Genomic DNA, 21008 nt, shown 5'->3' with positions numbered 1-21008 from the left:
TCCGCCGCCGGGTCTCACGGCGGCGGTGCGCACCCGGCGTCGGTCTCGCCGGCGGGCCGCCGCACCGCCACCACGGCCCCGGTGCCGAACCGCGCCGCCAGCGCGTGCCCGGCCCGCAGCGGCACCGCGGCGGTGAGCCCGCCGGTGATGACGAGCTCGCCCGCGCGCAGGCCCCGCCCGCGCGCGGCGAGCTCACCCGCCAGCCAGGCGACGCCGAGCAGGGGGTGCCCGCCGGCCGCTGCGGACGTGGCCGTCGCGAGGACGGTGCCGTCGCCGGTCAGCTCCACGGGGATCCCGTGGCACTCCGCGGGGTCGACGTCGAGGACCGGGCCGACCACGACGCCGGCGGCCGACGAGCCGTCGGCGGTGTTCTGCGCCGCGGTGAAGCGGTAGTCGAGCCAGATCGAGTCGACGACCTCCAGACAGGCCCGCACCTCCGCGACGGCCGCGGCGACGTCGGCGATCCCGAGGCCGGTGCCCGCCAGGTCGCGGGCGAGGACGATCCCGATCTCCGGCTCGACGCGGGGGTGGAGGTGCCCGGCGGCCTCGGCGCCACCACCCGCCACCGTGCCGTCGAGCACCATGTCGTCCAGCAGCGGGCCGTGGTTCGGCGCGTCCACGCCCATCTGCTCCCGCATCACCGCCGAGGTGTAGCCCAGCTTCCACCCGACCCGGCGGCGTCCCTCGCCGAGCCGCAGCGCCGTCAGCCGGTCCTGGACGGCGTAGGCCTCGTCGAGCGAGAGCCCCGTCGCCTCGCGGGCGCCGTCGAGCAGCGTGCGCCCGCTCCGCGCGCGGTGCAGGAGGGCGGCGAGGGCGTCGGCGGTCGGTTCCACGTCCCCGAGTCTCGGTCACGGGACCGCCGCGGGCGACCCCCGCGGCGCACTCCGATGATCTCCACGCGTGTAGCGCGCGACCGTTCGGGGTTACCCGGCCCCAGACGGTCCGATCGACGCCCTCCCGAGGACGCCGACGGGCGCACCCACCGAGACGACGAGGTCCGCCATGTTCCTGCACGTGCAACGCATGATCAACGAGATCGTCCCCGACGAGCCCGACCCCGCCGCGGCGAACGCGCTGCAGGAGGGCCTGGGCGGCCAGTTCGGCGAGATGCGCACGATGATGCAGTACCTGTTCCAGGCCTTCAACTTCCGCGGCGCCACGGGCAAGCCCTACCGCGACCTGCTCTACGGGGTGGGCACCGAGGAGATCGGGCACGTCGAGCTGATCGCCACCACCATCGCCCGGCTCACCGACGGCGCCCCCGGCTACGGCGGCGACCCGACCGAGCCCCTCGACGTCCCCGGCGCCGACGGCGCGACCCCGCTGGCGATGGCGCTCAGCGGCGGCAACATCCACCACTACCTGGTGGGGGCCCAGGGCGCCCTGCCCGTCGACGCCGCCGGGAACCCGTGGTCGGGCTCCTACGTCTACAACAGCGGCAACCTCGTGCTCGACCTGCTCTACAACCTGATGCTCGAGTCGACCGGGCGCCTGCAGAAGTGCCGGCTCTACGAGATGACCGACAACAAGACCGCCCGCGCCACGATCTCCTACCTGATCGTCCGCGACCAGGCCCACGAGAACGCCTACGCGAAGGCGCTGGAGTCCCTCGGGATCGACTGGGGGAAGACGCTGCCGATCCCGAAGACGAACGCCGAGCGGTTCCCGGAGGTCAAGACGCTGCTCGACCAGGGTCTGCACCTCAAGCAGTTCACGTTCAGCGCCGACGACCTGTCCGAGGCCGGGAAGATCTACCGCGGCGAGGCGCCGGCCAGCGTCGGCGGCGGGCGGCTGACGACCGAGGTCATGCCCGAGGGCTTCCCGATGGACATCGCGGCCGAGCGGCCCGAGGAGTTCGGGCCCGGCCTCGACCCCGACCTGCTCGCGCTCGTGCAGGCCACCGCCGAGCTCGAGCTGGCCGACGCCGAGGAGCCGGTGAAGCCCAAGAAGGCCGCGGCGAAGAAGAAGCCGAAGGTGAAGAAGTGATCGCCGCGGCCCGGTAGGGCTACTGGCGGAGCTTGAAGCCCACCTTCAGGTGCACCTGGAAGTGGGCCACCTCGCCGTTCTCGATGTGGCCGCGGGTCTGCGTGACCTCGAACCAGTCGAGCTCGTCGAGCGTCGACGCGGCGCGGGCGATGCCGTTCCGGATCGCCTCGCTGACGTCGTTCGCCGAGGTTCCGACGATCTCGATGACGCGGTAGGTGTTGTCCGACACGATCTGCTCCGATCGATCTCCGGGGACGCGGGGTTCCGCGGCGTCCAGTCGACCACGTCGGCGCGGGCGGCGCGGGGTGTGGCGGGGGGCCGCCCGCTCACGACGCGGTCGCCGCGGCGATCGCCCGCCCGGCCCCGCGCCCGGAGAACAGGCAGCCGCCGAGGAAGGTGCCCTCCAGCGAGCGGTAGCCGTGCACGCCGCCGCCGCCGAATCCGGCGACCTCCCCGGCCGCGTACAGGCCCGGGACCGGCGTGCCGTCCGCGGACAGCACCCGCCCGGACAGGTCGGTCTGCAGCCCGCCCAGGGTCTTGCGGGTGAGGATGTTCAGGCGCACCGCGATCAGCGGCCCGGCCTTCGGGTCGAGGATCTTGTGCGGCGCGGCGGTGCGGGCCAGGCGCTCGGTGAGCGAGCGCCTCGAGTTGTGGATGGCCATCACCTGCAGGTCCTTGGTGAACGCGTTGTCCATCTCGCGGTCGCGGGCCACGATCTGGCGCTCGAGGTCGGCGAGGTCGAGCAGCGGCTCGTCGGTCAGCGCGTTCATCCCCGCGACGAGCTCGGGGAGGGTGTCGGCCACGACGAAGTCGGCGCCGTGGCGCTTGAACGCCTCCACCGGCGCGGCCGCCCCGGGCCGCACGCGGCTCAGCGTCAGCTTGACGTCCTTGCCGGTCAGGTCGGGGTTCTGCTCCGACCCCGACAGCGCGAACTCCTTCTCGATGATCTTCTGGGTGAGCACGAACCAGGAGTGGTCGTAGCCGGTGGCGGTGATCGCGGCGAGCGTGCCGAGGGTGTCGAACCCGGGGAAGTTCGGGGCGCCGAAGCGGCGGCCGCGGGCGTCGAACCACAGCGACGACGGCCCGGGCAGGATCCGGATGCCGTGCCGGGCCCAGATCGGGTCCCAGTTCGCGATGCCCTCGGTGTAGTGCCACATCCGGTCGCGGTTGACGATCCGCCCGCCGGCCTGCTCGGTGATCGCCAGCATCCGGCCGTCGACGTGCTCGGGCACCCCGGAGATCATCCGCTCGGGCGCGGCCCCGAGCCGGGCGGGCCAGTTCGCGCGCACCAGGTCGTGGTCGGCGCCGATCCCGCCGGAGGTGACGAGCACCGCCGGGGCCCGCAGCTCGAACGTCCCGGCCTCCGTGCGCGAGCTGCGCTCCCCGCGCGCCACCGCCGTCGGATCCAGCACCGCCCCGCCGACGCCGTCGACCGCGCCGTCGGTGGTGAGCAGCGCGTCGACGCGGTGGCGGAACCGGAACTCGACCCGCCCGGCCGCCACCGCCTCGCGGACGCGGCGCTCGAACGGCGCCAGCACCCCCGGCCCGGTGCCCCACGTGGTGTGGAAGCGCGGCACGGAGTTGCCGTGGCCGTCGGCGAGGTGCCCGCCCCGCTCGGCCCAGCCGACCAGCGGGATCCAGCGCATCCCCTGCGCGTGCAGCCAGGACCGCTTCTCCCCGGCGGCGAACTCGACGTAGGCGCTCGCCCACCGGCGGCCCCAGTGGTCCTCGCCCGCCGGGTCGTCGACGCCGCGGTCGAACGCGGCGGTGCCGAGCCAGTCCTGCATCGCCAGCTCGACGGAGTCCGTGATGCCCAGCCGCCGCTGCTCCGGGGAGCCGACGAGGAACAGCCCGCCGAGCGACCAGAACGCCTGCCCGCCCAGGTTCTGCTCACCCTCCTGGTCCAGCAGCAGCACCCGCCGGCCCGCGTCGGCCAGCTCGGCGGCCGCCACCAGCCCGGCCAGCCCGGCCCCCACCACGATCACGTCCGCGTCCACGCTCACGACCTCCCCGGCTCCGGTGACGGGCACGAGCCTGGCACCGGCAGGTGTCGCCGTCGTCACGGCACCGGCCGCGGCTACCCGTTCGGGTGGGCGGGTGGCTCGACAGGGCTGACACTGTGGTCGGGGTCACGCGACCCGGCGCTCGCGGGCGTCCGTCGACGGGGAGGGGCACTCGATGACGACGACCGGTCCGCGGGTGCGGGAGACGTCCTCGACCGGCGGTGTCCCGCGCAGCGCGTCGACCCGGTTCCGCGCCCCGGCCCACGTCCGCAACGTGATCGAGCGCCGCCGGGTGCTGGACGCGCTGCGCGCTTCGGCCGGGGCGCAGCTGACGGTGATCCACGCCCCGGCGGGCTACGGCAAGACCACGGTGGCGGTCCAGTGGCTGCAGGTGCTGCGCGACGCCGGCGCGTCCGTCGCCTGGCTGGGGCTGCACCGCGACGACAACGCCCCGCACTGGTTCCTGTCGCACCTGCTCGAGGCGGTGCGGCGGGCGCTCCCGGGCGGGGTGGACGCGATCGACGACCTGGCCGGGCTGGTCGAGCAGAGCGCCGAGGACGTGCAGGGCTACACGCTGTCGGTCCTGCTCGAGCTCGTCGCCGCGCACGAGGGCGGGTTCGTGCTGGCGTTCGACGACTGGCACCTCGTCGAGGACGCCGCGGTGCGCCGGGCCCTGGTGCACGTGCTGGACTTCGCGCCGCCGAACCTGTCGGTCGTGCTGACCAGCCGCCGCCGCCCGCAGCTGCCCCTGAGCCGGCTGCGGGTGCGGGGCCAGCTCGTCGAGATCGACGCCGAGGCGCTGCGGTTCGACCTCGACGAGGCCCGGGAGTTCCTCGTCGAGCTCAACGGCCTGCGCCTGGACGGGGACGACGTCGCGCGGCTGTCGGAGAACACCGACGGGTGGGTCGCGGCCCTGCAGCTGGTGTCGCTGTCGCTGCGCGACAGCGACGACCCGGGTGCGCTGATCCGGGGCTTCTCGGGCCGGCACCACTCGGTGGGGGAGTACCTCGCGGAGAACGTGCTCGACGCCCTCGCGCCCGACGTCCTGGACTTCCTGCTGGCCACGTCGGTGTGCGACCGCCTGTGCGGGGAGCTCGCCGGCGCGCTCGCCGGTCGGGGCGACGGGCAGGCGATGCTCGAGGAGCTGGAGGAGCGCGACCTGTTCCTGCGCCCGCTGGACGGGGAGCGGGAGTGGTTCCGCTACCACCACCTGTTCGCCGACTACCTGCGGCGGCGGCTGGACCGGGACCACCCCGGCCGGGCGGCGGGGCTGCACGCCCGGGCGTCGGCGTGGTTCGCCGCGCACGACCTGGTGTCCGAGGCCGTCGACCACGCGCTGACCGGTGGCGACGTCGAACGGGCCACCGACCTCGTGGAGCAGCACGCGATGCTGCTGGTCGAGCACAGCCGGATGGTCAGCCTCCTGGGCCTGGTCAGCCGGTTGCCGGCGACGGCGGCCGACGACCGGCCGGCGCTGCTCATGGCGGTGTCGTGGGCCAACTGCCTGCTGCAGCGCGCCGAGGCGGCGCAGTCGTCGCTCGACGTGCTGCGCTCGGCGCTGCCGGCGCCGGGCGTCGACCCCGACGGCGCCGATCCCGACGGCGCCGATCCCGGCGGCGTCGATGCGCTCGGGGAGATGCGCAGCGAGGCCGATGTGGTCCAGGCCTGCATCGACATCTACGGCGACCGCACCGACCGGGCGGAGGGGCTGGTCCGCACGAGCCTGGACCGCTCGGGGAGCTACCGGCCGTGGGTCGTGTCGGTCGCGGCCAACATCCAGTCGTTCTGCGACATCCACGCGATGCGCTTCGCCCGGGCGCGGGAGCGGCAGCAGTGGGCCCGTCGCTTCCACGACCGCACCACCGGCCCGTTCTCCGGGGTCTACGGGCGCTGCTTCGCCGGTGTCGCGGCGCTGTCGCAGCTCGACACGACCGGGGCGGAGGTGCAGCTGCGGGGGGCGGTCGTGCTGGCCCGCGAGTCGGCCGGGCGGCGGTCGCACGCCGCGCAGCTCGCCGGCGCGCTGCTCGGCGAGCTGCACTACGTGCGCGGCCAGCTCGACGAGGCGGAGCGGCTGCTGACCGAGAGCGGGGAGCTCGGAGCGGAGAGCGGGGTCGTCGACTTCATGATCGCCAGCTTCGCGCTGCTGGCCCGGATCAAGGCCGGCCGCGGCGCCGCCGACGAGGCGGCCGAGCTGCTGCTGGAGGGCGCCCAGGTCGCCGACCGCCTCGGGCTGCACCGGCTGCGCACCGCGGTCGGGGCGGAGCGGATCACCCAGCTCCTGGCGCGCGGCCGGATCCGGGAGGCCCGGCGGGTGGCCGGTGACCTGCCGGAGGGGTCGTGCCGGCACGGGGGCATCGGGGCCCGGATCGACCAGCTGCGGACGTCGTCGCTGGCCGCGGTGCACTCGGCCGAGGGCGACCACGAGCGGGCGGTCGCACTGGTCCAGGACCTGATCGTCGAGGCCCGGCGGCGGGGGCAGGTGCGGACGGTGGTCGAGCTGTCGGTGCAGCTCGCCGGGATCCAGGAGCGGGCGACGCGGTTCATGGCGGCCGAGCGCACCCTCGCCGGGGTCCTGGACCGCGTCGTGGCGCGGGGGGCGCCCCAGCTCGTGCGCGAGGGGGGACCGGACGTGCGGGTGGTGCTCGAACGGGTCGCCGCCCGCGCGCTGCACGGGGCCTCGGCCGACGCGCTGCCGGCCGTCGAGCAGCTCGAGGTGGTGCTCGCCGCCCCGGGCGGGGCCGCCGCGCCGTCGCCGACGGACCTGACCGGGCGGGAGCGCGAGATCCTGCAGATGCTCGACCTCGGGCGCGGCAACCAGCAGATCGCCACGGCGACCGGGGTCACCGTGAACACGGTGAAGTGGTACCTCAAGAACATCTACGGGAAGCTCGGCGCCGGCAACCGCACCGAGGCCGTGTCGGTGGCGCGCCGCCACGGCCTGCTCGGGTGACGGCCTCCCGGGGTGACGGTGACCCGGGCCGGTCCTCCCGGCCCGGGCCACCCCGCCCTCACAGAGCGGCGTAGAGGGCCTGCTCGAACTCGCCGTACAGCGCGAACGCCTCCGGCGTCACGAACGGCAGCGAGTTCGTGTAGATCGACGCGCAGACCCCGCTGGTCCGGTCCACCCAGAAGTGCGTGTTGAACAGCCCGGCCCAGGCGCCGCTGCCCGCCCGGCGCCCGCCCGGGGCGTCGGCGGTGTTGAGCAGCAGGCCGTAGCCCCACTTCCAGCCCGGCCCGGCGTCGAACGGGCCGGTGATGGGCGGGTCGGCGGTCGGGATCGCGGCGGGGAAGTCGAGGTCGCCGATCTGGTTGGTGAAGGCCTCGTCGACCGTCGCCTCCGACAGGATCCGCACGCCGTCGAGCTCGCCGCCGCGCAGCAGGGCGCGCTCGAAGCGGATGTAGTCGCGCGGCGTCGAGTAGAGCCCGTGGCCTCCGGCCCACCACTCCGGCTCCTGCGGCAGCAGCTCACCGGCCGACGCCCAGCCGCCGCCCTCGGCGGGGACGTGCACGGACACCGCGTCGGCGGTGCGACCCTCGTCGAGCAGGAACATCGTGTCGTCCATGCCGAGCGGGCCGGTGATCTCCTCCTTCACCACCACGTCGAGGCCGGTGCCGGTGACGGCCTCGACGACCCGGCCGAGCCAGTCGGTGCCGATGCCGTAGGTGAACCGCTCGCCCGGGTCGTGCAGCAGCGGCGCGGCGAACGCGCCGGCCCCGCCGAGCACGTTCGGGGTGCCGGTGAGCTGCTCGTACCGGGCGAGGTCGGCGTCGAAGAACCAGTAGCCCAGGCCCGAGGTGTGGGTGAGCAGGTGCCGGACGGTCGCCCGGCTCCGCGGCGCGCGCAGCCGCGGGGTGTCGCCGTCGAACCCGTCGAGCACCTGCAGGTCGGCGAACTCGGGTCGGAACTCCGCGACCGGGGCGTCGAGGTCCAGCCGCCCGCGCTCGTGCAGCTGCAGCGCGGCCGTCGTCGCGACCATCTTGGTCATCGACATGATCCGGAACGGCGTGCGGGTGGTGACGGTGTCGGTCCCGCCGGCGACGCGGGGGCCCGCCCCGCCCTCGTAGAGGATGCCGTCGCGGTCGGCGGCGATGGCCGCGACGTGCGGCACCGCCCCGCCGGCGACGGCCTTGTCCAGCAGCGCGTCGAGGGCGCCGCTGTCGATGGTCCTGCTCATGCTCGACCTCCGGGGTCGGGTGAGGTGGTCGGGTGGGGTGGTCGGTGGAGTGATGCGGTCAGCGCCGGGTGAAGGTGGGGTAGCCGTTGGCCGCTTCCTCGTCGCACTTCTGCCGGTACGTGCCGACGCCGCCGATGTAGGACAGCAGGCGGCGCGGCTTGCCCGGCACGTTCGAGCCGAGGTACCAGGACGTCGTCTTCGGCACGAGGGTGGCGTTGACCAGCTCCTCGTGGTGGTCGACCCAGGCGTCCTCGCCCTCGGCGGTCGGCTCGATCACCGTCTTGCCCTCGGCCGCCAGGTCCCGGATCGCCCCGGAGATCCACTCGGTCTGCTGCTGCAGGCAGGTGGTCATGTTGCACAGCGCCGCGGAGGGCGCGAGCGGGACCGCGGTCGTGAGCAGGTTCGGGTAGCCGTGCTTGGCGAGGCCCATGGTGGTGCGGATGTCGCGGCCCCAGTCGTCGGCCAGCGAGCGCCCGTCGCGGCCGCGGACGTCGATCCGGGTGAGCGCGCCGGTGCCGGCGTCGAAGCCGGTGGCCAGGATGATCACGTCGAGCTCGACGACCGTGCCGTCGGAGAGCTCGACGCCCTCCGGCCGGATCTGCGCGATCGGGTTGTCCCGCACGTTGAGCAGGTCGACGTTCTCCCGGTGGTAGACCTCCAGGTAGCCGTTCTCCAGCGGTACCCGGTGCGTGCCGAACCCGTAGTCGGTCGGCACCAGGGTGTCGATGAGGTGCGGGTCGCGCAGGCGGTCGCGCATCTTGCCGCGGACGAACTCCGAGACGGCCTCGCTGACCTCCTCGGTGAAGAAGATCTCGCCGAACCCGGCCAGCCACAGCTTGAGCGACCCGTCCTGGTAGATGTCCTCCAGGATGTCCAGGCGCTGCTGCGGCGTGCAGTCCGCCCAGGCGTGCTCGAAGTCGTACTCGAACCCGGTGAACGTGTGCGGGATCGTCGCGCGCAGCTCCTCGAACCGGCTCTTGTACCGGTCCTGGTCCTCGGGCGTGTACGTCGGGTTCTTCATCGGCAGCACGTACTGCGGTCCGCGGGCGAAGACGGTCAGGTGCCCGACCTCGGGGGCGATGGTCTGGATGATCTGGATGCCGGTCGCGCCGACGCCGACCACGCCGACGCGCTTGCCCGCCAGGTCCAGCCCCGCCGCCGGGTAGGAGGAGCTGAACACCAGCTCACCGGCGAAGGAGTCGGTGCCCTCGATGTTCTTCAGCGGCGCCGAGAGCATGCCGGCGCAGGAGACGAAGAACTGCGTGTCGACGACGTCGCCGCGGTCGGTGTGCACGGTCCACCGACCGCGTTCCTCGTCGTAGTGGGCGGCGGTGATCCGCGTGCCGAACCGGATGTCGCGGCGGAGGTCGAGCCGGTCGGCGACGTAGTGCAGCCACTGCTCGATCTCGGGCTGCGCCGGGAACTTCTGGCTCCAGCTCCAGTCCTTGTAGAGCTCCTCGTCGAACAGGTACTGGTAGATGTAGCCCTCGGAGTCGAACCGGGCGCCCGGGTAGCGGTTCCACCACCACGTCCCGCCCACGTCGCCCGCGGCGTCGAACGCCTTCACGCGCAGGCCCTGCTGCCGCAGCTGGTGCAGCTGGTAGAGCCCGGCGACGCCGGCCCCCAGCACCACCGCGTCGAGCTCCTCGGTGACCGGGCCGCTCGCGCCCCGGCCGGTCGTGTCGGTGCCTGTTCCGGTGTCCGACGTCATCGTCCCGCTCCCCGTTCCCGGCGCCCGGACGCCGGCTCCTGCAGCCGGTCCGTCCGTGACGTCTGTGTCAGGGGTCACCGTGGGGGGAGTGCGGGCCGGGCGACCCACCCGCGCGGGTAGTGGGGGAGGGCGGTGGGGTGGGACGCCGCTCGACGCGGACGGGCAGGCTCCCCGTAATCTATGGTGATGATATGACGGAGAACCGGGCTGCGAGCGGCGTGGTGCCGGTCGTCGGCATGCACCACGTGGGGGTCCAGGTGGCCGACCTGGAGCGGTCGCTGGCGTTCTACCGCGACCTCCTCGGCTTCGAGGAGGTCCTGCGCACCACCCGCGACGACCCCTCCGTCGGCGCGATCACGGGCCACCCCGGCGCCGTGGTGGAGGTGGCGCACCTGCGGCCCCCGTCGTCCGCGGTGCTGCTCGAGCTCACCGAGTACCGCGGCGTCGAGCGGCGGGCGGTCGACACCGCCACCGCCAACCCCGGCACGGCCCACACCTGCTACGTCGTGGAGGACCTCGACGCCGTGCACGCCGCGCTCGTGGCGCGGGGGGTCCGGACGGTCTCGTCGCACGTGGTCGCCCCACCCGCCGGTCCGATGCGGGGCGGGCGCGTCGTGTACGTGCAGGACCCGGACGGGGTGCGGGTCGAGCTGGTCCAGCTCCCGCCCGCCGCGACGCCGGGCCCGACCGGTGATCACGCGCTTCGGCCTCGCGCCGCGCCGGGAGGGCTGGACGGTCGAGCGGTTCCAGCGGCACTGGAGGGAGCGCCACGGCCCGATCATCGGCGGGCTGCCCGGCCTGGTGCGGTACTGGCAGAACCACGCCCTCGCCGCGCCGCTGCCGTGGCCGGGCTTCGACGCCTGCTCCCAGCTGGACGCGCCCGACGTCGCGGCGTTCGACGCGGTCTTCGCCCACCCGACCTACCTGACCGACGGGCGCGCCGACGAGCGGCGCTTCGTCGACCGCTCCGTCGGCGGGCACCTGCTGACCGAGCGCGTCGTGGCCGACGGCCGGACGGACCCCGCCGGCGTGCGGCTGCTGGTGTTCCTGCGGGCGGCGCCCCGCTGCGGGCCCGCCGACGTGGCGGCCGTGCTGACCGCGCCCGGCCGGGGTGGCGACGCGGTCGGCCGCGAGGCGTTCGCCCGGGTCCCGGACGCGTCCGGCGACGCGTTCGACGCCGTGGAGTCGCTCTGGTTCGACGACGCCGGCGCGGCCGTCGCGCACCTGCGCTCGGCGGCCGCGGAGCGCGACCGCCGGGCGCTGGCCGGGGTGGTCCGCGGCACCGAGCACCTGGTCGCCGCGGTGCACGTCGTCCTCTGACGTGGCGGGGGTCAGCCGGCGGAGCCCCGCGTCGCCGCGTACGCCCGCCAGCTCGGCAGGGGCTCGGGCAGGTCGGCCGGGGCGGGCTCGGTGCCGGGCCACCGCTTGCGCAGGGTGGTCTGCAGGACGGCGGGCAGCTCGGCCAGCGGCGCGGCGTAGAGCTGCAGGGCCCGGCGCTCGTGGAACCTCCACCGCCCGTCCTCGCGGCGGTAGGAGTCCAGGTAGCGCAGCGCCACGACGAACGGGGTGTCGCCGATGGCCAGCTCGGCGTGCGCGGACACCACGCCGGTGGCGGTGTCGGGCCCGGTGAACTCGATGGTGTGGCTGTGCGGGTAGTGGTAGGTCATCCCGTAGCGGTCGAGCTGGCCCCGGTAGTAGTCGAGCACGGCGTCGCGGCCCGAGACCGGTCCGGCCGTGCTGTCGAACACCGCGTCGGCCGTGTAGATCGCCCCGATCCCCTCGACGTCGCGGTCGTCGATGAGCCGGCCGTACACGGCCACGAGCTCGTGGAGCTCGGCTCGGTCCTCCAGCAGTGCGATCCGCCGCGCCAGGTCGCCGTCGGTGGGGGGCATCGGGACTCCGTTCCTCGCAGGGGCGCCACAACAGACGGAGGCGCACTCGATCCATATATATAATAATCCTTGAAGGCGGGGAAGCAGACGGGCGCCGCACCAGGGATCCGGGGGAGTGGACGTGGACGACGCGCTGATCATCGATGCGGTCCGGTCACCGATGGGCCGGGGCCGGGCGGGCGGCGCCCTCTCCTCGGTGCACGCGGTCGAGCTGCTGGCGCAGACCGTGTCGGCGCTGCTGGAGCGCACCGGCGTGGACCCGGGCGCGGTCGACGACGTCATCACCGGCTGCGTGAGCCAGGCGGGGGAGCAGTCGGGCGGCGTCGGGCGGATGGCCTGGCTGGCCGCGGGTCTGCCCGAGCACGTGCCGGCCGTGACCGTCGAGCGCAAGTGCGGCTCGAGCCAGCAGGCCGTGCACTTCGGCGCCCAGGGGATCATGTCCGGCGCCTACGACCTGGTCGTCGTGTGCGGGGTCGAGTCGATGAGCCGCGTCCCGATGGGGTCGGCCCGCCTGGGTGCCGACCCCCACGGTCCCGGCGTCCGGCGGCGCTACGAGCCCGGCCTGGTGTCGCAGGGCGTGTCCGCCGAGCTGGTGGCCGCCCGGTGGAAGCTCACGCGCGAGCAGCAGGACGAGTACGCCGCGCGCTCCCACGCGCTCGCGGCCGAGGCCGCCGACACCGGCCGGTCCGCCGCGGAGATCGTGCCGGTCACCACGCCCGACGGCGCGGTCGTCGACGCGGACGAGACGATCCGGCGCGGCACCACCGTCGAACGGCTCGGCGGGCTCGCGCCCGCGTTCGCCGACGACGACGCGGCCCGCCGGTTCCCGCAGATCTCCTGGTCGGTCACCGCGGGCAACTCCTCGCAGATCACCGACGGCGCGGCGGCGCTCCTGCTGGCCGCCCCCGCCGCCGCCGAGCGGCTGGGCCTGCGCCCGCGCGCCCGGTTCGCCGGGTTCTCGGTGGTCGGCGACGACCCGCTGCTCATGCTCACCGCACCCATCCCGGCCACCCGCCGGGTGCTCGCGCGCAGCGGGCTGCGCCTCGACGAGATCGCCCACTACGAGGTCAACGAGGCGTTCGCCTCCGTCCCGCTCGCCTGGCAGGCCGAGCTCGACGCGGACCCCGCCCGGCTGAACCCGCGCGGCGGGGCGATCGCCCTCGGGCACCCGCTGGGGGCGTCCGGCGCCCGCCTGATGACGACGATGCTCGCCTCGCTCGAGAGCACGGGCGGGCGCTACGGGCTGCAGACCATGTGCGAGGCGGGCGGCATGGCGAACGCGACGATCGTCGAGCGGCTCTGACCCCTTCTCCGACACCTCGACGGCCGGCCGGAAGCGGAACGCCGTCGTTCCGCACCACGGGAGGAACCACGTGGACATCGCAGGGATCTCGGCCGTCGTCACCGGCGGCGCGTCCGGGCTGGGCCTGGCGACGGCGCACCGGCTGGCGAAGGGCGGCGCGCACGTCGTCCTGCTGGACCTGCCCGGGTCGCGGGGCGCCGAGGCGGCCGCGGAGCTCGGGGGCACGGCGTCCTTCGTCGCCGGGGACGTCACCACCGAGGACGGGGTGGTCCCGGCGCTCGACGCCGCGCAGGAGCGGGGCCCGCTGCGGGCCGTCGTCCACTGCGCGGGCCGCGGGCACGCGATGCGCGTGCTGCGCAAGGACGGCAGCCCCGGCTCGCTGGAGGACTACGCCGCGATCGTGCAGCTGAACCTCGTCGGGTCGTTCAACGTCCTGCGGCTGGCGGCCTCGCGCATCGCGACCACCGAGCCGGTCGACGGCGAGCGCGGGGCCGTCGTCCTCACCGCGTCGGTGGCGGCGTGGGAGGGCCAGGTCGGTCAGATCCCCTACGCCTCGTCGAAGGCCGGCGTCGTGGGCATGACCCTCGTGGCCGCGCGGGACCTCGCCACCCACCTCATCCGCGTGGCCACCATCGCGCCCGGGATCTTCGACACGCCGCTGCTGGGCCGGCTGCCCCAGGAGGTGCGCGACTCGCTCGGCGAGATGGTGCCGCACCCCAAGCGGCTCGGGGTGCCCGACGAGTTCGGTGCGCTGGCCGTGCACGTCCTGGAGAACCCCATGATCAACGGCGAGACCATCCGGCTCGACGGGGCCATCCGGATGGCCCCGCGATGACCAGCACCGCGGACCGGCGGACGGGGACGGAGGAGGGCCTGCGCGTCGAGCACCGGGACGGCGTCGCGGTGCTGACGATCGACCGCCCCGCCCGGCGGAACGCCATCGACCTCCCGACCGCGCGGGCCATCAGCGACGCCCTCGACGAGCTCGACTCCGACCCCGCCCTGCGGGTCGCGGTGCTGTGCGGGACCGGGAGCGTCTTCTCGGCCGGGATGGACCTCAAGGCGTTCGCCGAGACCGGGGAGCGGCCGGTGGTCGAGGGCCGCGGGGGCTTCGGGATCGTCGCCCGGCCGCCGTCGAAGCCGGTGATCGCGGCCGTCGAGGGGGCCGCGCTGGGCGGCGGGTTCGAGATCGTGCTCGCCTGCGACCTCGTGGTCGCCGCGGCGGGCGCCACCTTCGGCCTGCCCGAGGTCCGCCGCGGGCTCACGGCGTCGGGCGGCGGCCTCATCCGGCTGCCCCGGCGGCTCCCGCGCAACCTCGCGATGGAGGCCGCGCTCACCGGCGCGGCGCTGACCGCGGCCCGGTGCGCCGAGCTGGGCCTGGTCAACCGCGTGGTGCCGGACGGGACGGCCCGTGCCGCCGCGCTGGAGCTGGCCGCGGAGATCGCGCGGAACGCGCCGCTGGCGGTGCGGGTCTCCAAGGAGGTCGTCCACCGCAGCGCGCAGTGGTCCGAGGACGAGGCGTTCGCCCGGCAGGAGCCGCTGGTGGACCCGGTGCGGCGCTCCGCGGACGCCCGCGAGGGCGCGCGGGCGTTCGCCGAGAAGCGCGCCCCGCGCTGGGAGGGCCGCTGACCCGGCGGCGCGCAGGACCGACGTCCCGGGACCGAGGGCCCCGGGCGAGCCGAGAGGACGTGGTGGAGTGCAGGTCGACGAGGTCGTGACCCCGGGCGGTCGACGGGTGGCGGCGTGGCTGCCCGAGGGGTCCGGGCTGCCGGGCCTGGAGCGGCGCTCGGCCAAGTTCGTGGAGGGCCTCGCGCGGGTCGGGGACGTTCTCGACGCCGACGGGGCCCTGCCCCGGGCCACGAAGCTGCTGTTCGCCGCCGCGGTCTGCGCGGTGAAGCGGGACGCCGGCCTCGTCGGGCACCACGTCGCCGCGGCGGCCGCCGCCGGGCTGCCCCGCGAGCACGCCGAGGGTGCGGTCGTCGGGCTGCTGATCTCCCGCGGGGTCGAGCCGCACCGGCTGCTGGCCGAGGCCGTCGAGCGGACCTACGGTCCGCCGGAGGGGGAGCCGGGCGCGCCCGGTGACGCCGACGTGCCCGGCGCGTACGCCTACTTCGAGAGGTACTTCGGCTTCGTGCCGGACTACGTCGAGCTGCTCGGCGAGCGGGCGGGACCGGCGCTGGAGGGCTACTTCCTCATGCGGGAGGCGGCGCTCGCCGAGACGCCGCTGCCCCCGCGCGACATGGAGCTGCTGCTGTGCGCGGTCAACGCGGGGGAGTACCAGGCGCGGTTCGTGACGATCCACGCCCGGGGCGCCCGCAGCGCGGGGGCGACCGAGGAGCAGCTGGTGGAGGCCGCGCTCACCGCGATGCCGTTCGCCGGCGTCGCGTCCTGGCTGCCGGCGGCCCAGGGGATCCTGGAGTCCCGCGAGCCCGCCTGACGGGCTGCGCCGCCCGGTCCCTGCCGGGGCGGGCGGCGGCGCGGCCTCAGCGCCCGAGCGCGGTGAGGACCACGGGCATGCTCGAGTAGTTGTCGTGGGTGCTCGAGGGGTTCCGGACCGGCGGCCGGTCCGGGTCGAGCTCCACGCCGGCCCGCAGCAGCGCGCGCAGGATCCGCAGCATGGTGCCCTCCGTCGGCTGCTCGCCGTCGCGCTTGGCGAGGCCGGTCACCAGCGGGCGCCCGACGCACACGTGGGGTCCGCTGCCGAACGTCAGCCCCCACGGCCGGATCCCCGGCGGCGTCGCGCGGTACGGGTCGAACTCGTCCGCGTCGGACCCGAACAGCCCGGGGTCCCGGTTGGCCGGGGTGAACAGCAGGGCCACCCGCTCGCCCTCGGCGATCCGGCGCCCGGAGGCGAGGGTGACCGCGCTCGTCGCGTAGCGCAGCAGCGTCGGGGCCGGCTGGTGCAGCCGCAGCGACTCGTCGACCACCCGGCGCAGGAAGTCGGGCTCCGTCGCCCGGGCCCGGTCCCCGGGGTGGTCGCGCACCCAGTCCAGCAGGTGCAGCAGCGCGTGCGGCAGCGTGTGCGTCGTCGTCTGGGTGGCAGCGACGAGGAACAGCGTCGCCTCCCGCAGCGGGAGCTCGGCGTCCCAGGCGTCGTCCCGGTGCAGGTGCAGCAGCGTCAGCAGGTCGACCGGGAGCTCCTCACGGGTGACGCGCCCGGCGCGGAACCCCGCGACGAGGTCCTTGCGGCGCTCCTCCGAGGGCCCGAAGAACTCCTCGACGAACTCCGCGCGCAGACGCAGGCCCTCGGCGAGCACCTCGTCGTGGTCCTCGGTCGACCACTCGACGGTGGCCGCCGCACCCAGCCGGTCGACGAAGAAGCGGAAGCGCTCGGTCCGCTCGGGGGTGTCGACGCCGTCGATCCCGGTGGTGGCCGCGGAGATGCGGTGCAGCATGGTCCGCACCAGCGGGACCAGGTCGGCGTGCACGCGGCCGTCCCCGTCGGCCAGCGCGCGGCACTCCTCGACCACCTGGTCGATGACCGGACCCAGCGCCTCGTGGTCGTAGGACATCAGGGCGGCGCGGTCGAACAGCGGGTTCTCGAGGCGGCGCCGCTCCCGGTGCTCGGGGCCGTCGAGCAGGAGCAGCGATCCCCCGAACAGCGGACGGCTCTCGGTGTGCGACCCCTGGCGGAAGTCCTTCGACCGCAGGATCTCGTCGATCTCCCGGTAGTCCGCGACCTTGGTCATCGTCGCGATGTGCGGCGGTTCCGTCCACTCCCTCATCGGTTCTCCTCCGTCTGCGGCGCTAACCTGAGTACTATATCCATGGATCGACCGATCCACGAGGTGCTTCGAGGAGCGGAGGCGCGGTGCGCGTCGAGGTGGACCGGAAGGCCTGTGCCGGGCACGGGCAGTGCAGCGCGACCGCCCCGGCCGTCTACGAGCTCGACGACGACGGCTTCTGCCTGCCCGTCGTGGCCGTGCCGCCGGGCGCCGAGGACGACGCGGAGGCGGGCGCGGCGGCGTGCCCGGAGCAGGCCATCGAGGTGACCCCGTGAACGGACCGGCCGCGCCGCGGCCCGGCCGCCGGACGACCGACCAGGAGGAGTGCCCGTGGCCCGCATCCGGATGCTGAGCGCCGAGGAGTTCCCCGCGAGCCTGGCGGACCTCGTCGGAGCCGGGACGAAGACCCCGCTCGAGCTGGGGAACATCCGCTTCTACGCCCACCGCCCCGAGCTGGCCGAGGCGTACGTGCGCTTCATGGCCGAGCTGCGGCGTCCGGGGCTGCTGCCGCGACGCCTCGTGGAGCTGGTGCGGCTGCGGGTCGCGTTCCACAACCAGTGCCGCAGCTGCATGGCGGTCCGCTACGCCGACGGCGCGGCCGACGGGGTGGACGAGGGGCTGGTCTGCCAGCTCGCCACCCCGGACGAGTCCCCCGACCTGACCCCGGCCGAGCGCGCGGCGCTGCGCTTCGCCGACCGGCTGGCCACCGACCACCTCTCCATCGACGACGCCACCATCGACGACCTGCGGGAGCACTTCGACGAGGCCGGGATCGTGGAGCTGGGCATGAACGTCGCCGCCTTCGTCGGCTACGGCCGGCTGTCGATGGCGCTCGACATGGTCGAGGAGCTGCCCGACCGCTACCGGGCCCCCAGCGGCGCGCTGGTCACACCCTGGGACGACGGGGGTGCCGACGACGCCGTGCTGCTGGGCGGCCCGGTCGCGCAGGAGTGAGCGCGACCGGGCCTGCCGGGTGCGGCGGCAGGGTCGTCAGACCGACGCCAGGTCCGGCAGCCACAGCGTGATGATCGGGAACGCGAACAGGATCGCCGTCGTGATCATGTCCATGACCACGAACGGCACCACGCCGCGGAACGCGTCCTCCGCCCGGACGCCCGGCGAGGACCCCGCGACCACGTAGCAGTTGATCCCGACCGGCGGCGTGACCAGGCCGATCTCGATCAGCTTGACCACGAGGATGCCGAACCAGATCCCGTCGAAGCCGAGCTCGGTGACGACGGGGTAGGTGAGCGGCACGGTGATCAGCAGGATGGACATCCCGTCGAGGATCATCCCGAGCGGGATGAGCGCGAGCAGGATGACCACGACGACGAGGTAGGGGCTCACCGGCAGCTCGGTGATCCACTGCGCGAAGTCCCGGGCGTAGCCGCCCGCCACCATGAAGAACGTGAACACGCCGCCGCCGATGAGCAGCATGAAGATCATGGTGCTGACGGCGGTGGTCTCCTCGAAGGCCTGCTTGAGCAGGGGCCACAGGCGGACCTCCCGGCGCCGCACCGACGTCCACACCAGCATGAGCAGGGCGGCGAAGGCGGCGATCGCGCCGGACTCGGTGGCCGTGAACAGCCCGCTGTAGATGCCGACCACGACGATGAGGAACAGCGTGGCGACCTTGGCGAAGGCCGCCAGGCCCTTGCGCGTCGACACCTCGACGTCGACCGCGGTGCCGCCTCCCGAGCCGCCCCCGGTGCCGGCGGTGTCGCCGTGGTCCTCCGGGAGCACGACGTACTGCGGGCCGATCTCCTTGCGCGCCCGGATGAAGACCACCACGGAGTACATGACCGCGGTGAAGACGCCGGGGATGACGCCGGCCAGCAGCAGCTTCTCGATGGACTCGCCGGTGAGCGTGCCGTAGATGACCAGGATGAGGCTGGGCGGGATGAGGATGCCCAGCGTCCCGCTCGCCCCGACGATGCCGGCGGCGAACGAGGTGCGGTAGCCGTGCTGGCGCATCTCGCTGATCGAGATCCGGCCGATCGTGGCCACGGTGGCCGCGCTGGAGCCGGTCACCGCCGCGAAACCGGCGCAGGCCGCGACCGTGGCGATGCCGAGCCCGCCCGGCAGCCGCCGGAACGTCCGGGCGGCCACCGCGTAGACGTCCTGCGCGATGCCCGCCGCGACGACGAACATCCCCATGATCACGAACATGGGGACCAGCACGAGGCTGAACGCGGCGGTCGTGGCGAAGGGCTGGTTGGCCAGCGTGTTCGTGGCGTAGCCCGAGCTCTTCAGGAGGATCAGGCCGATCGTGCCCGCGGCCAGCAGCGAGAAGGCGACCGGCACCTCGGCCGCGATGAGCAGGACCAGCAGCGCGACCACCAGGCCGAGCAGGAGCTCAGGAGACATCGGCCGGCTCCTTCCCCGACGACGTGACGGTGCCCGGTCCGGCCGGTGGCGCGTCCCCGGTGCGGCGCTGCCACGCGTCGCGCGCGGTGAACAGGCACTGCAGCGCGAGCAGGGCGAGCCCGAACGGCAGCACGAGCCGCGCGGGCCAGACCGGCACCGAGGTGATGCCGAACCGGGCCTCGCCGGACTCGAAGGACTCCCAGCCCCGCTCGGCGCTCGCCCACGCCGTCCAGAACAGGAACCCGGCGGCGACCAGCATGCCGCTCACGCGGATCACCGCCGCCGTGAGCGGGGCGAACCGGGAGGTCACGAGGTCGGTGCTCACGTGCGCACCGGTCCGCTGCGCGTAGGCGGCGCCGAGGGCGACGATGAGCACGAGGAGCACCTCGCTCAGCTCGATCGTGCCGAGCAGCGACCGGCCGACGACCTCGCGCACGGCGACCTCGGCCACCAGCATCACCAGCAGGACGAGCGTGAGGGCTCCCGACACCCAGGAGCACCACCGCGACAGCAGGTCGAGCGCGGTGCGGAGCCCCGCGGCGCGCCCGGTCGTGGCTACCGGCTCGCGCATCGCTCGATGCCAGACCGGTAGTCGGCGTACTCGCCCGTCTCCGCCTCCTGGTAGATGCTGCGGAACTGCTCGTAGAGCGCGGCGGGGTCGGCGACGCCCGCGGTCGCCGCCTTGTCCATCCACGCCCGCATCGGCGCGTCGCCGATGGCGTCGCGCCAGATCTGGGTCTGCTCCGCGCTGAAGATCGTGGCGGACCCGCCGGACTCCAGGATCGTGGTGCAGGCCTCGTCCTCGGTGCGCTCCGCGGCGATCAGGAGCTGCTCGGGGAACTCGGCGTTGAGCTCCTCGATGATGGCCCGCAGCTCCGGGCTGAGCGACTCCCAGGAGTCCATCGACATGGTCCAGGTCGAGTTCGCGTAGTGCCCCAGGCCCGGGTCGTGGATCTGCCCGCCGACCTCGTGCAGGCTCAGGGGCGTGATGACGTCGAGGATCAGCCCGCCGTAGGCCTCGATCGTGCCGGTGCGCATGGCCTCGTAGGTCTCGGGCACCGGGATGGCGGCGGGGTTGCCCCCGACGGCCTCGAGGGCGCGGACGAAGAAGCCGCTGGCGCGGACGGTCCGGCCGCGGTACCAGTCGACCGTGGTGACCGGTTCCTTGGCGCCGGTCAGGGCCGGCGGGATGCCGATGAAGGACAGGACCTTGATGCCCTGCTTCTCCTCCCACTCCCCGCGGAAGGCCTGGTCGCTCTGGTACAGGGAGTTGAGGGCGCGGATCTGCGCCCCGATGTTGTCGCCGAGGAACGGCACCTCGACCATCGAGGTGATCGGGAAGTCGCTCGGGGTGTACGCGTAGGTCATGTTGCCGAGCTCGACGCGGCCGTCGCGGACGCCGTCGCGGACCTCCTCGGCCCCCAGCAGCGACGCGTCCCAGAAGGGCTCGACGGTGACCCGGCCGCCGGTGCGCTCCTCCAGCTGCTCCATCCACCAGGTGATGGCCTGACCCTGGGCGGTGGTCGGGCTGAGGAAGCTCGCCATCTGCAGCTCGAGCTCCTCGACGCCCCCCGCCTCCTGGGTGCCACCGGTCGCGCCACCACAGGCAGCGGCGCCGAGCGCGACGGCGGCGAGCGCCGCCGCGGCGCGGATCCTGGGGGCCCGTCGGCCGGTGCCGGCGGAACGCTCATCCATCGTGCGCATCGTCATCGACGCTCACCTCTCCGTGGGGATGATGTATATAGTTATCACGTTAGCAGGGTCACTTTCGCGCGGACAAGGTGCTACGCGGGCCGTGCGCGCTGCGTCGTCAGGAGACTAACCACGTAGTGTCACGACGAGGTCG

At 74.3% G+C, this 21008-nt stretch carries 19 protein-coding genes and 1 pseudogene; 10 read left to right on the top strand and 10 right to left on the bottom strand.

Annotated features, from left to right (window positions below; translation table 11 throughout):
• Positions 1-14: 14 nt before the first annotated feature.
• Positions 15-833 carry a 2-keto-4-pentenoate hydratase gene (locus HOP40_RS31200; protein WP_172166057.1) on the bottom strand — a complete coding sequence of 273 codons (819 nt, stop codon included), beginning with the start codon at positions 831-833 and terminating at the stop codon, positions 15-17.
• A gap of 169 nt (positions 834-1002) precedes the next feature.
• Between HOP40_RS31200 and HOP40_RS31195 the strand changes: the two genes are divergently transcribed.
• Positions 1003-1986 carry a manganese catalase family protein gene (locus HOP40_RS31195; protein ID WP_172166038.1) on the top strand — a complete coding sequence of 328 codons (984 nt, stop codon included), beginning with the start codon at positions 1003-1005 and terminating at the stop codon, positions 1984-1986.
• A gap of 19 nt (positions 1987-2005) precedes the next feature.
• On the opposite strand, the gene HOP40_RS31190 is transcribed toward HOP40_RS31195, so the two are convergent.
• Together HOP40_RS31190 and HOP40_RS31185 are read right to left on the bottom strand one after the other, a co-directional pair.
• Positions 2006-2215 (bottom strand): dodecin, encoded by a 210-nt coding sequence (locus tag HOP40_RS31190; protein ID WP_172166035.1) that lies wholly within the window; start codon positions 2213-2215, stop codon positions 2006-2008.
• A gap of 97 nt (positions 2216-2312) precedes the next feature.
• Positions 2313-3989 carry an FAD-binding dehydrogenase gene (locus tag HOP40_RS31185; protein ID WP_205346983.1) on the bottom strand — a complete coding sequence of 559 codons (1677 nt, stop codon included), beginning with the start codon at positions 3987-3989 and terminating at the stop codon, positions 2313-2315.
• Positions 3990-4164: 175 nt separating this feature from the next.
• Between HOP40_RS31185 and HOP40_RS31180 the strand changes: the two genes are divergently transcribed.
• Complete coding sequence (locus HOP40_RS31180; protein WP_172166029.1) at positions 4165-6939, top strand: winged helix-turn-helix domain-containing protein; 2775 nt, start codon at positions 4165-4167, stop codon at positions 6937-6939.
• Positions 6940-6997: 58 nt separating this feature from the next.
• Here the strand turns inward: HOP40_RS31180 and HOP40_RS31175 are convergent, their stop codons facing one another.
• Both HOP40_RS31175 and HOP40_RS31170 read right to left on the bottom strand, forming a co-directional pair.
• The gene (locus HOP40_RS31175; protein ID WP_172166026.1) at positions 6998-8164 is read right to left on the bottom strand and encodes a serine hydrolase domain-containing protein; all 1167 of its coding nucleotides are present in this window, start codon (positions 8162-8164) and stop codon (positions 6998-7000) included.
• A 58-nt stretch (positions 8165-8222) separates the two neighbouring features.
• Positions 8223-9875, bottom strand: a complete 1653-nt coding sequence (locus HOP40_RS31170) for a flavin-containing monooxygenase (protein WP_172166023.1) — start codon at positions 9873-9875, stop codon at positions 8223-8225.
• A 191-nt stretch (positions 9876-10066) separates the two neighbouring features.
• On the opposite strand from HOP40_RS31170, the pseudogene HOP40_RS36905 reads away from it, so the two are divergent.
• Together HOP40_RS36905 and HOP40_RS31160 are read left to right on the top strand one after the other, a co-directional pair.
• Positions 10067-10516 (top strand): annotated as a pseudogene (locus HOP40_RS36905) (VOC family protein); the annotation flags it as partial.
• A gap of 49 nt (positions 10517-10565) precedes the next feature.
• Positions 10566-11195 carry an EthD domain-containing protein gene (locus tag HOP40_RS31160; protein WP_172166020.1) on the top strand — a complete coding sequence of 210 codons (630 nt, stop codon included), beginning with the start codon at positions 10566-10568 and terminating at the stop codon, positions 11193-11195.
• 11 nt (positions 11196-11206) lie between these two features.
• Here HOP40_RS31160 and HOP40_RS31155 read toward each other — a convergent pair whose 3' ends face one another.
• A complete protein-coding gene (locus tag HOP40_RS31155; RefSeq protein ID WP_172166017.1) occupies positions 11207-11767 on the bottom strand; it encodes a nuclear transport factor 2 family protein in 561 nt (186 codons plus the stop codon).
• Between the two features lie 121 nt (positions 11768-11888).
• Here HOP40_RS31155 and HOP40_RS31150 point away from each other — a divergent pair, with 121 nt between their 5' ends.
• The 4 genes from HOP40_RS31150 to HOP40_RS31135 all read left to right on the top strand — a co-directional run bounded on the left by HOP40_RS31150 (position 11889) and on the right by HOP40_RS31135 (position 15507).
• Positions 11889-13070, top strand: a complete 1182-nt coding sequence (locus HOP40_RS31150; protein WP_172166014.1) for a thiolase family protein — start codon at positions 11889-11891, stop codon at positions 13068-13070.
• 70 nt (positions 13071-13140) lie between these two features.
• Positions 13141-13905, top strand: a complete 765-nt coding sequence (locus HOP40_RS31145; protein ID WP_172166011.1) for an SDR family NAD(P)-dependent oxidoreductase — start codon at positions 13141-13143, stop codon at positions 13903-13905.
• Entirely contained in the window at positions 13902-14699 is a 798-nt protein-coding gene (locus tag HOP40_RS31140) for a crotonase/enoyl-CoA hydratase family protein (protein ID WP_172166008.1), read from the top strand. Before HOP40_RS31145 ends, HOP40_RS31140 begins: the two co-directional genes overlap by 4 nt.
• 67 nt (positions 14700-14766) lie before the next feature.
• Complete coding sequence (locus HOP40_RS31135; protein WP_172166005.1) at positions 14767-15507, top strand: carboxymuconolactone decarboxylase family protein; 741 nt, start codon at positions 14767-14769, stop codon at positions 15505-15507.
• Positions 15508-15553: 46 nt separating this feature from the next.
• Here the strand turns inward: HOP40_RS31135 and HOP40_RS31130 are convergent, their stop codons facing one another.
• Positions 15554-16795 carry a cytochrome P450 gene (locus HOP40_RS31130; RefSeq protein ID WP_172166002.1) on the bottom strand — a complete coding sequence of 414 codons (1242 nt, stop codon included), beginning with the start codon at positions 16793-16795 and terminating at the stop codon, positions 15554-15556.
• Positions 16796-16881: 86 nt separating this feature from the next.
• Here HOP40_RS31130 and HOP40_RS31125 point away from each other — a divergent pair, with 86 nt between their 5' ends.
• Entirely contained in the window at positions 16882-17070 is a 189-nt protein-coding gene (locus HOP40_RS31125; RefSeq protein WP_172165999.1) for a ferredoxin, read from the top strand.
• 55 nt (positions 17071-17125) lie between these two features.
• The gene (locus HOP40_RS31120; RefSeq protein WP_172165996.1) at positions 17126-17749 is read left to right on the top strand and encodes a carboxymuconolactone decarboxylase family protein; all 624 of its coding nucleotides are present in this window, start codon (positions 17126-17128) and stop codon (positions 17747-17749) included.
• Between the two features lie 36 nt (positions 17750-17785).
• Here the strand turns inward: HOP40_RS31120 and HOP40_RS31115 are convergent, their stop codons facing one another.
• The 3 genes from HOP40_RS31115 to dctP are packed head-to-tail and all read right to left on the bottom strand — an operon-like array spanning position 17786 to position 20857.
• The gene (locus HOP40_RS31115; protein ID WP_172165993.1) at positions 17786-19162 is read right to left on the bottom strand and encodes a TRAP transporter large permease; all 1377 of its coding nucleotides are present in this window, start codon (positions 19160-19162) and stop codon (positions 17786-17788) included.
• A complete protein-coding gene (locus HOP40_RS31110) occupies positions 19152-19733 on the bottom strand; it encodes a TRAP transporter small permease subunit (RefSeq protein ID WP_172165990.1) in 582 nt (193 codons plus the stop codon). Before HOP40_RS31110 ends, HOP40_RS31115 begins: the two co-directional genes overlap by 11 nt.
• Positions 19718-20857 (bottom strand): TRAP transporter substrate-binding protein DctP, encoded by a 1140-nt coding sequence (gene dctP, locus HOP40_RS31105; RefSeq protein ID WP_172165987.1) that lies wholly within the window; start codon positions 20855-20857, stop codon positions 19718-19720. Before dctP ends, HOP40_RS31110 begins: the two co-directional genes overlap by 16 nt.
• Positions 20858-21008: the final 151 nt, after the last annotated feature.

This window comes from Pseudonocardia broussonetiae (genome assembly GCF_013155125.1).
In the GTDB taxonomy this organism is placed as follows: domain Bacteria; phylum Actinomycetota; class Actinomycetes; order Mycobacteriales; family Pseudonocardiaceae; genus Pseudonocardia; species Pseudonocardia broussonetiae.
Note: the sequence above shows the minus strand (reverse complement) of the source record. Positions and strands in the feature narration are given on the sequence as shown.

Coding starts and splice junctions, on each gene's coding strand:
- HOP40_RS31195 (WP_172166038.1), top strand. CDS start 1,003: ATGTTCCTGCACGTGCAACGCATGATCAACGAGATCGTCCCCGACGAG.
- HOP40_RS31180 (WP_172166029.1), top strand. CDS start 4,165: ATGACGACGACCGGTCCGCGGGTGCGGGAGACGTCCTCGACCGGCGGT.
- HOP40_RS31175 (WP_172166026.1), bottom strand. CDS start 8,164: ATGAGCAGGACCATCGACAGCGGCGCCCTCGACGCGCTGCTGGACAAG.
- HOP40_RS31170 (WP_172166023.1), bottom strand. CDS start 9,875: ATGACGTCGGACACCGGAACAGGCACCGACACGACCGGCCGGGGCGCG.
- HOP40_RS31155 (WP_172166017.1), bottom strand. CDS start 11,767: ATGCCCCCCACCGACGGCGACCTGGCGCGGCGGATCGCACTGCTGGAG.
- HOP40_RS31140 (WP_172166008.1), top strand. CDS start 13,902: ATGACCAGCACCGCGGACCGGCGGACGGGGACGGAGGAGGGCCTGCGC.
- HOP40_RS31130 (WP_172166002.1), bottom strand. CDS start 16,795: ATGAGGGAGTGGACGGAACCGCCGCACATCGCGACGATGACCAAGGTC.
- HOP40_RS31115 (WP_172165993.1), bottom strand. CDS start 19,162: ATGTCTCCTGAGCTCCTGCTCGGCCTGGTGGTCGCGCTGCTGGTCCTG.
- HOP40_RS31110 (WP_172165990.1), bottom strand. CDS start 19,733: ATGCGCGAGCCGGTAGCCACGACCGGGCGCGCCGCGGGGCTCCGCACC.
- dctP (WP_172165987.1), bottom strand. CDS start 20,857: ATGGATGAGCGTTCCGCCGGCACCGGCCGACGGGCCCCCAGGATCCGC.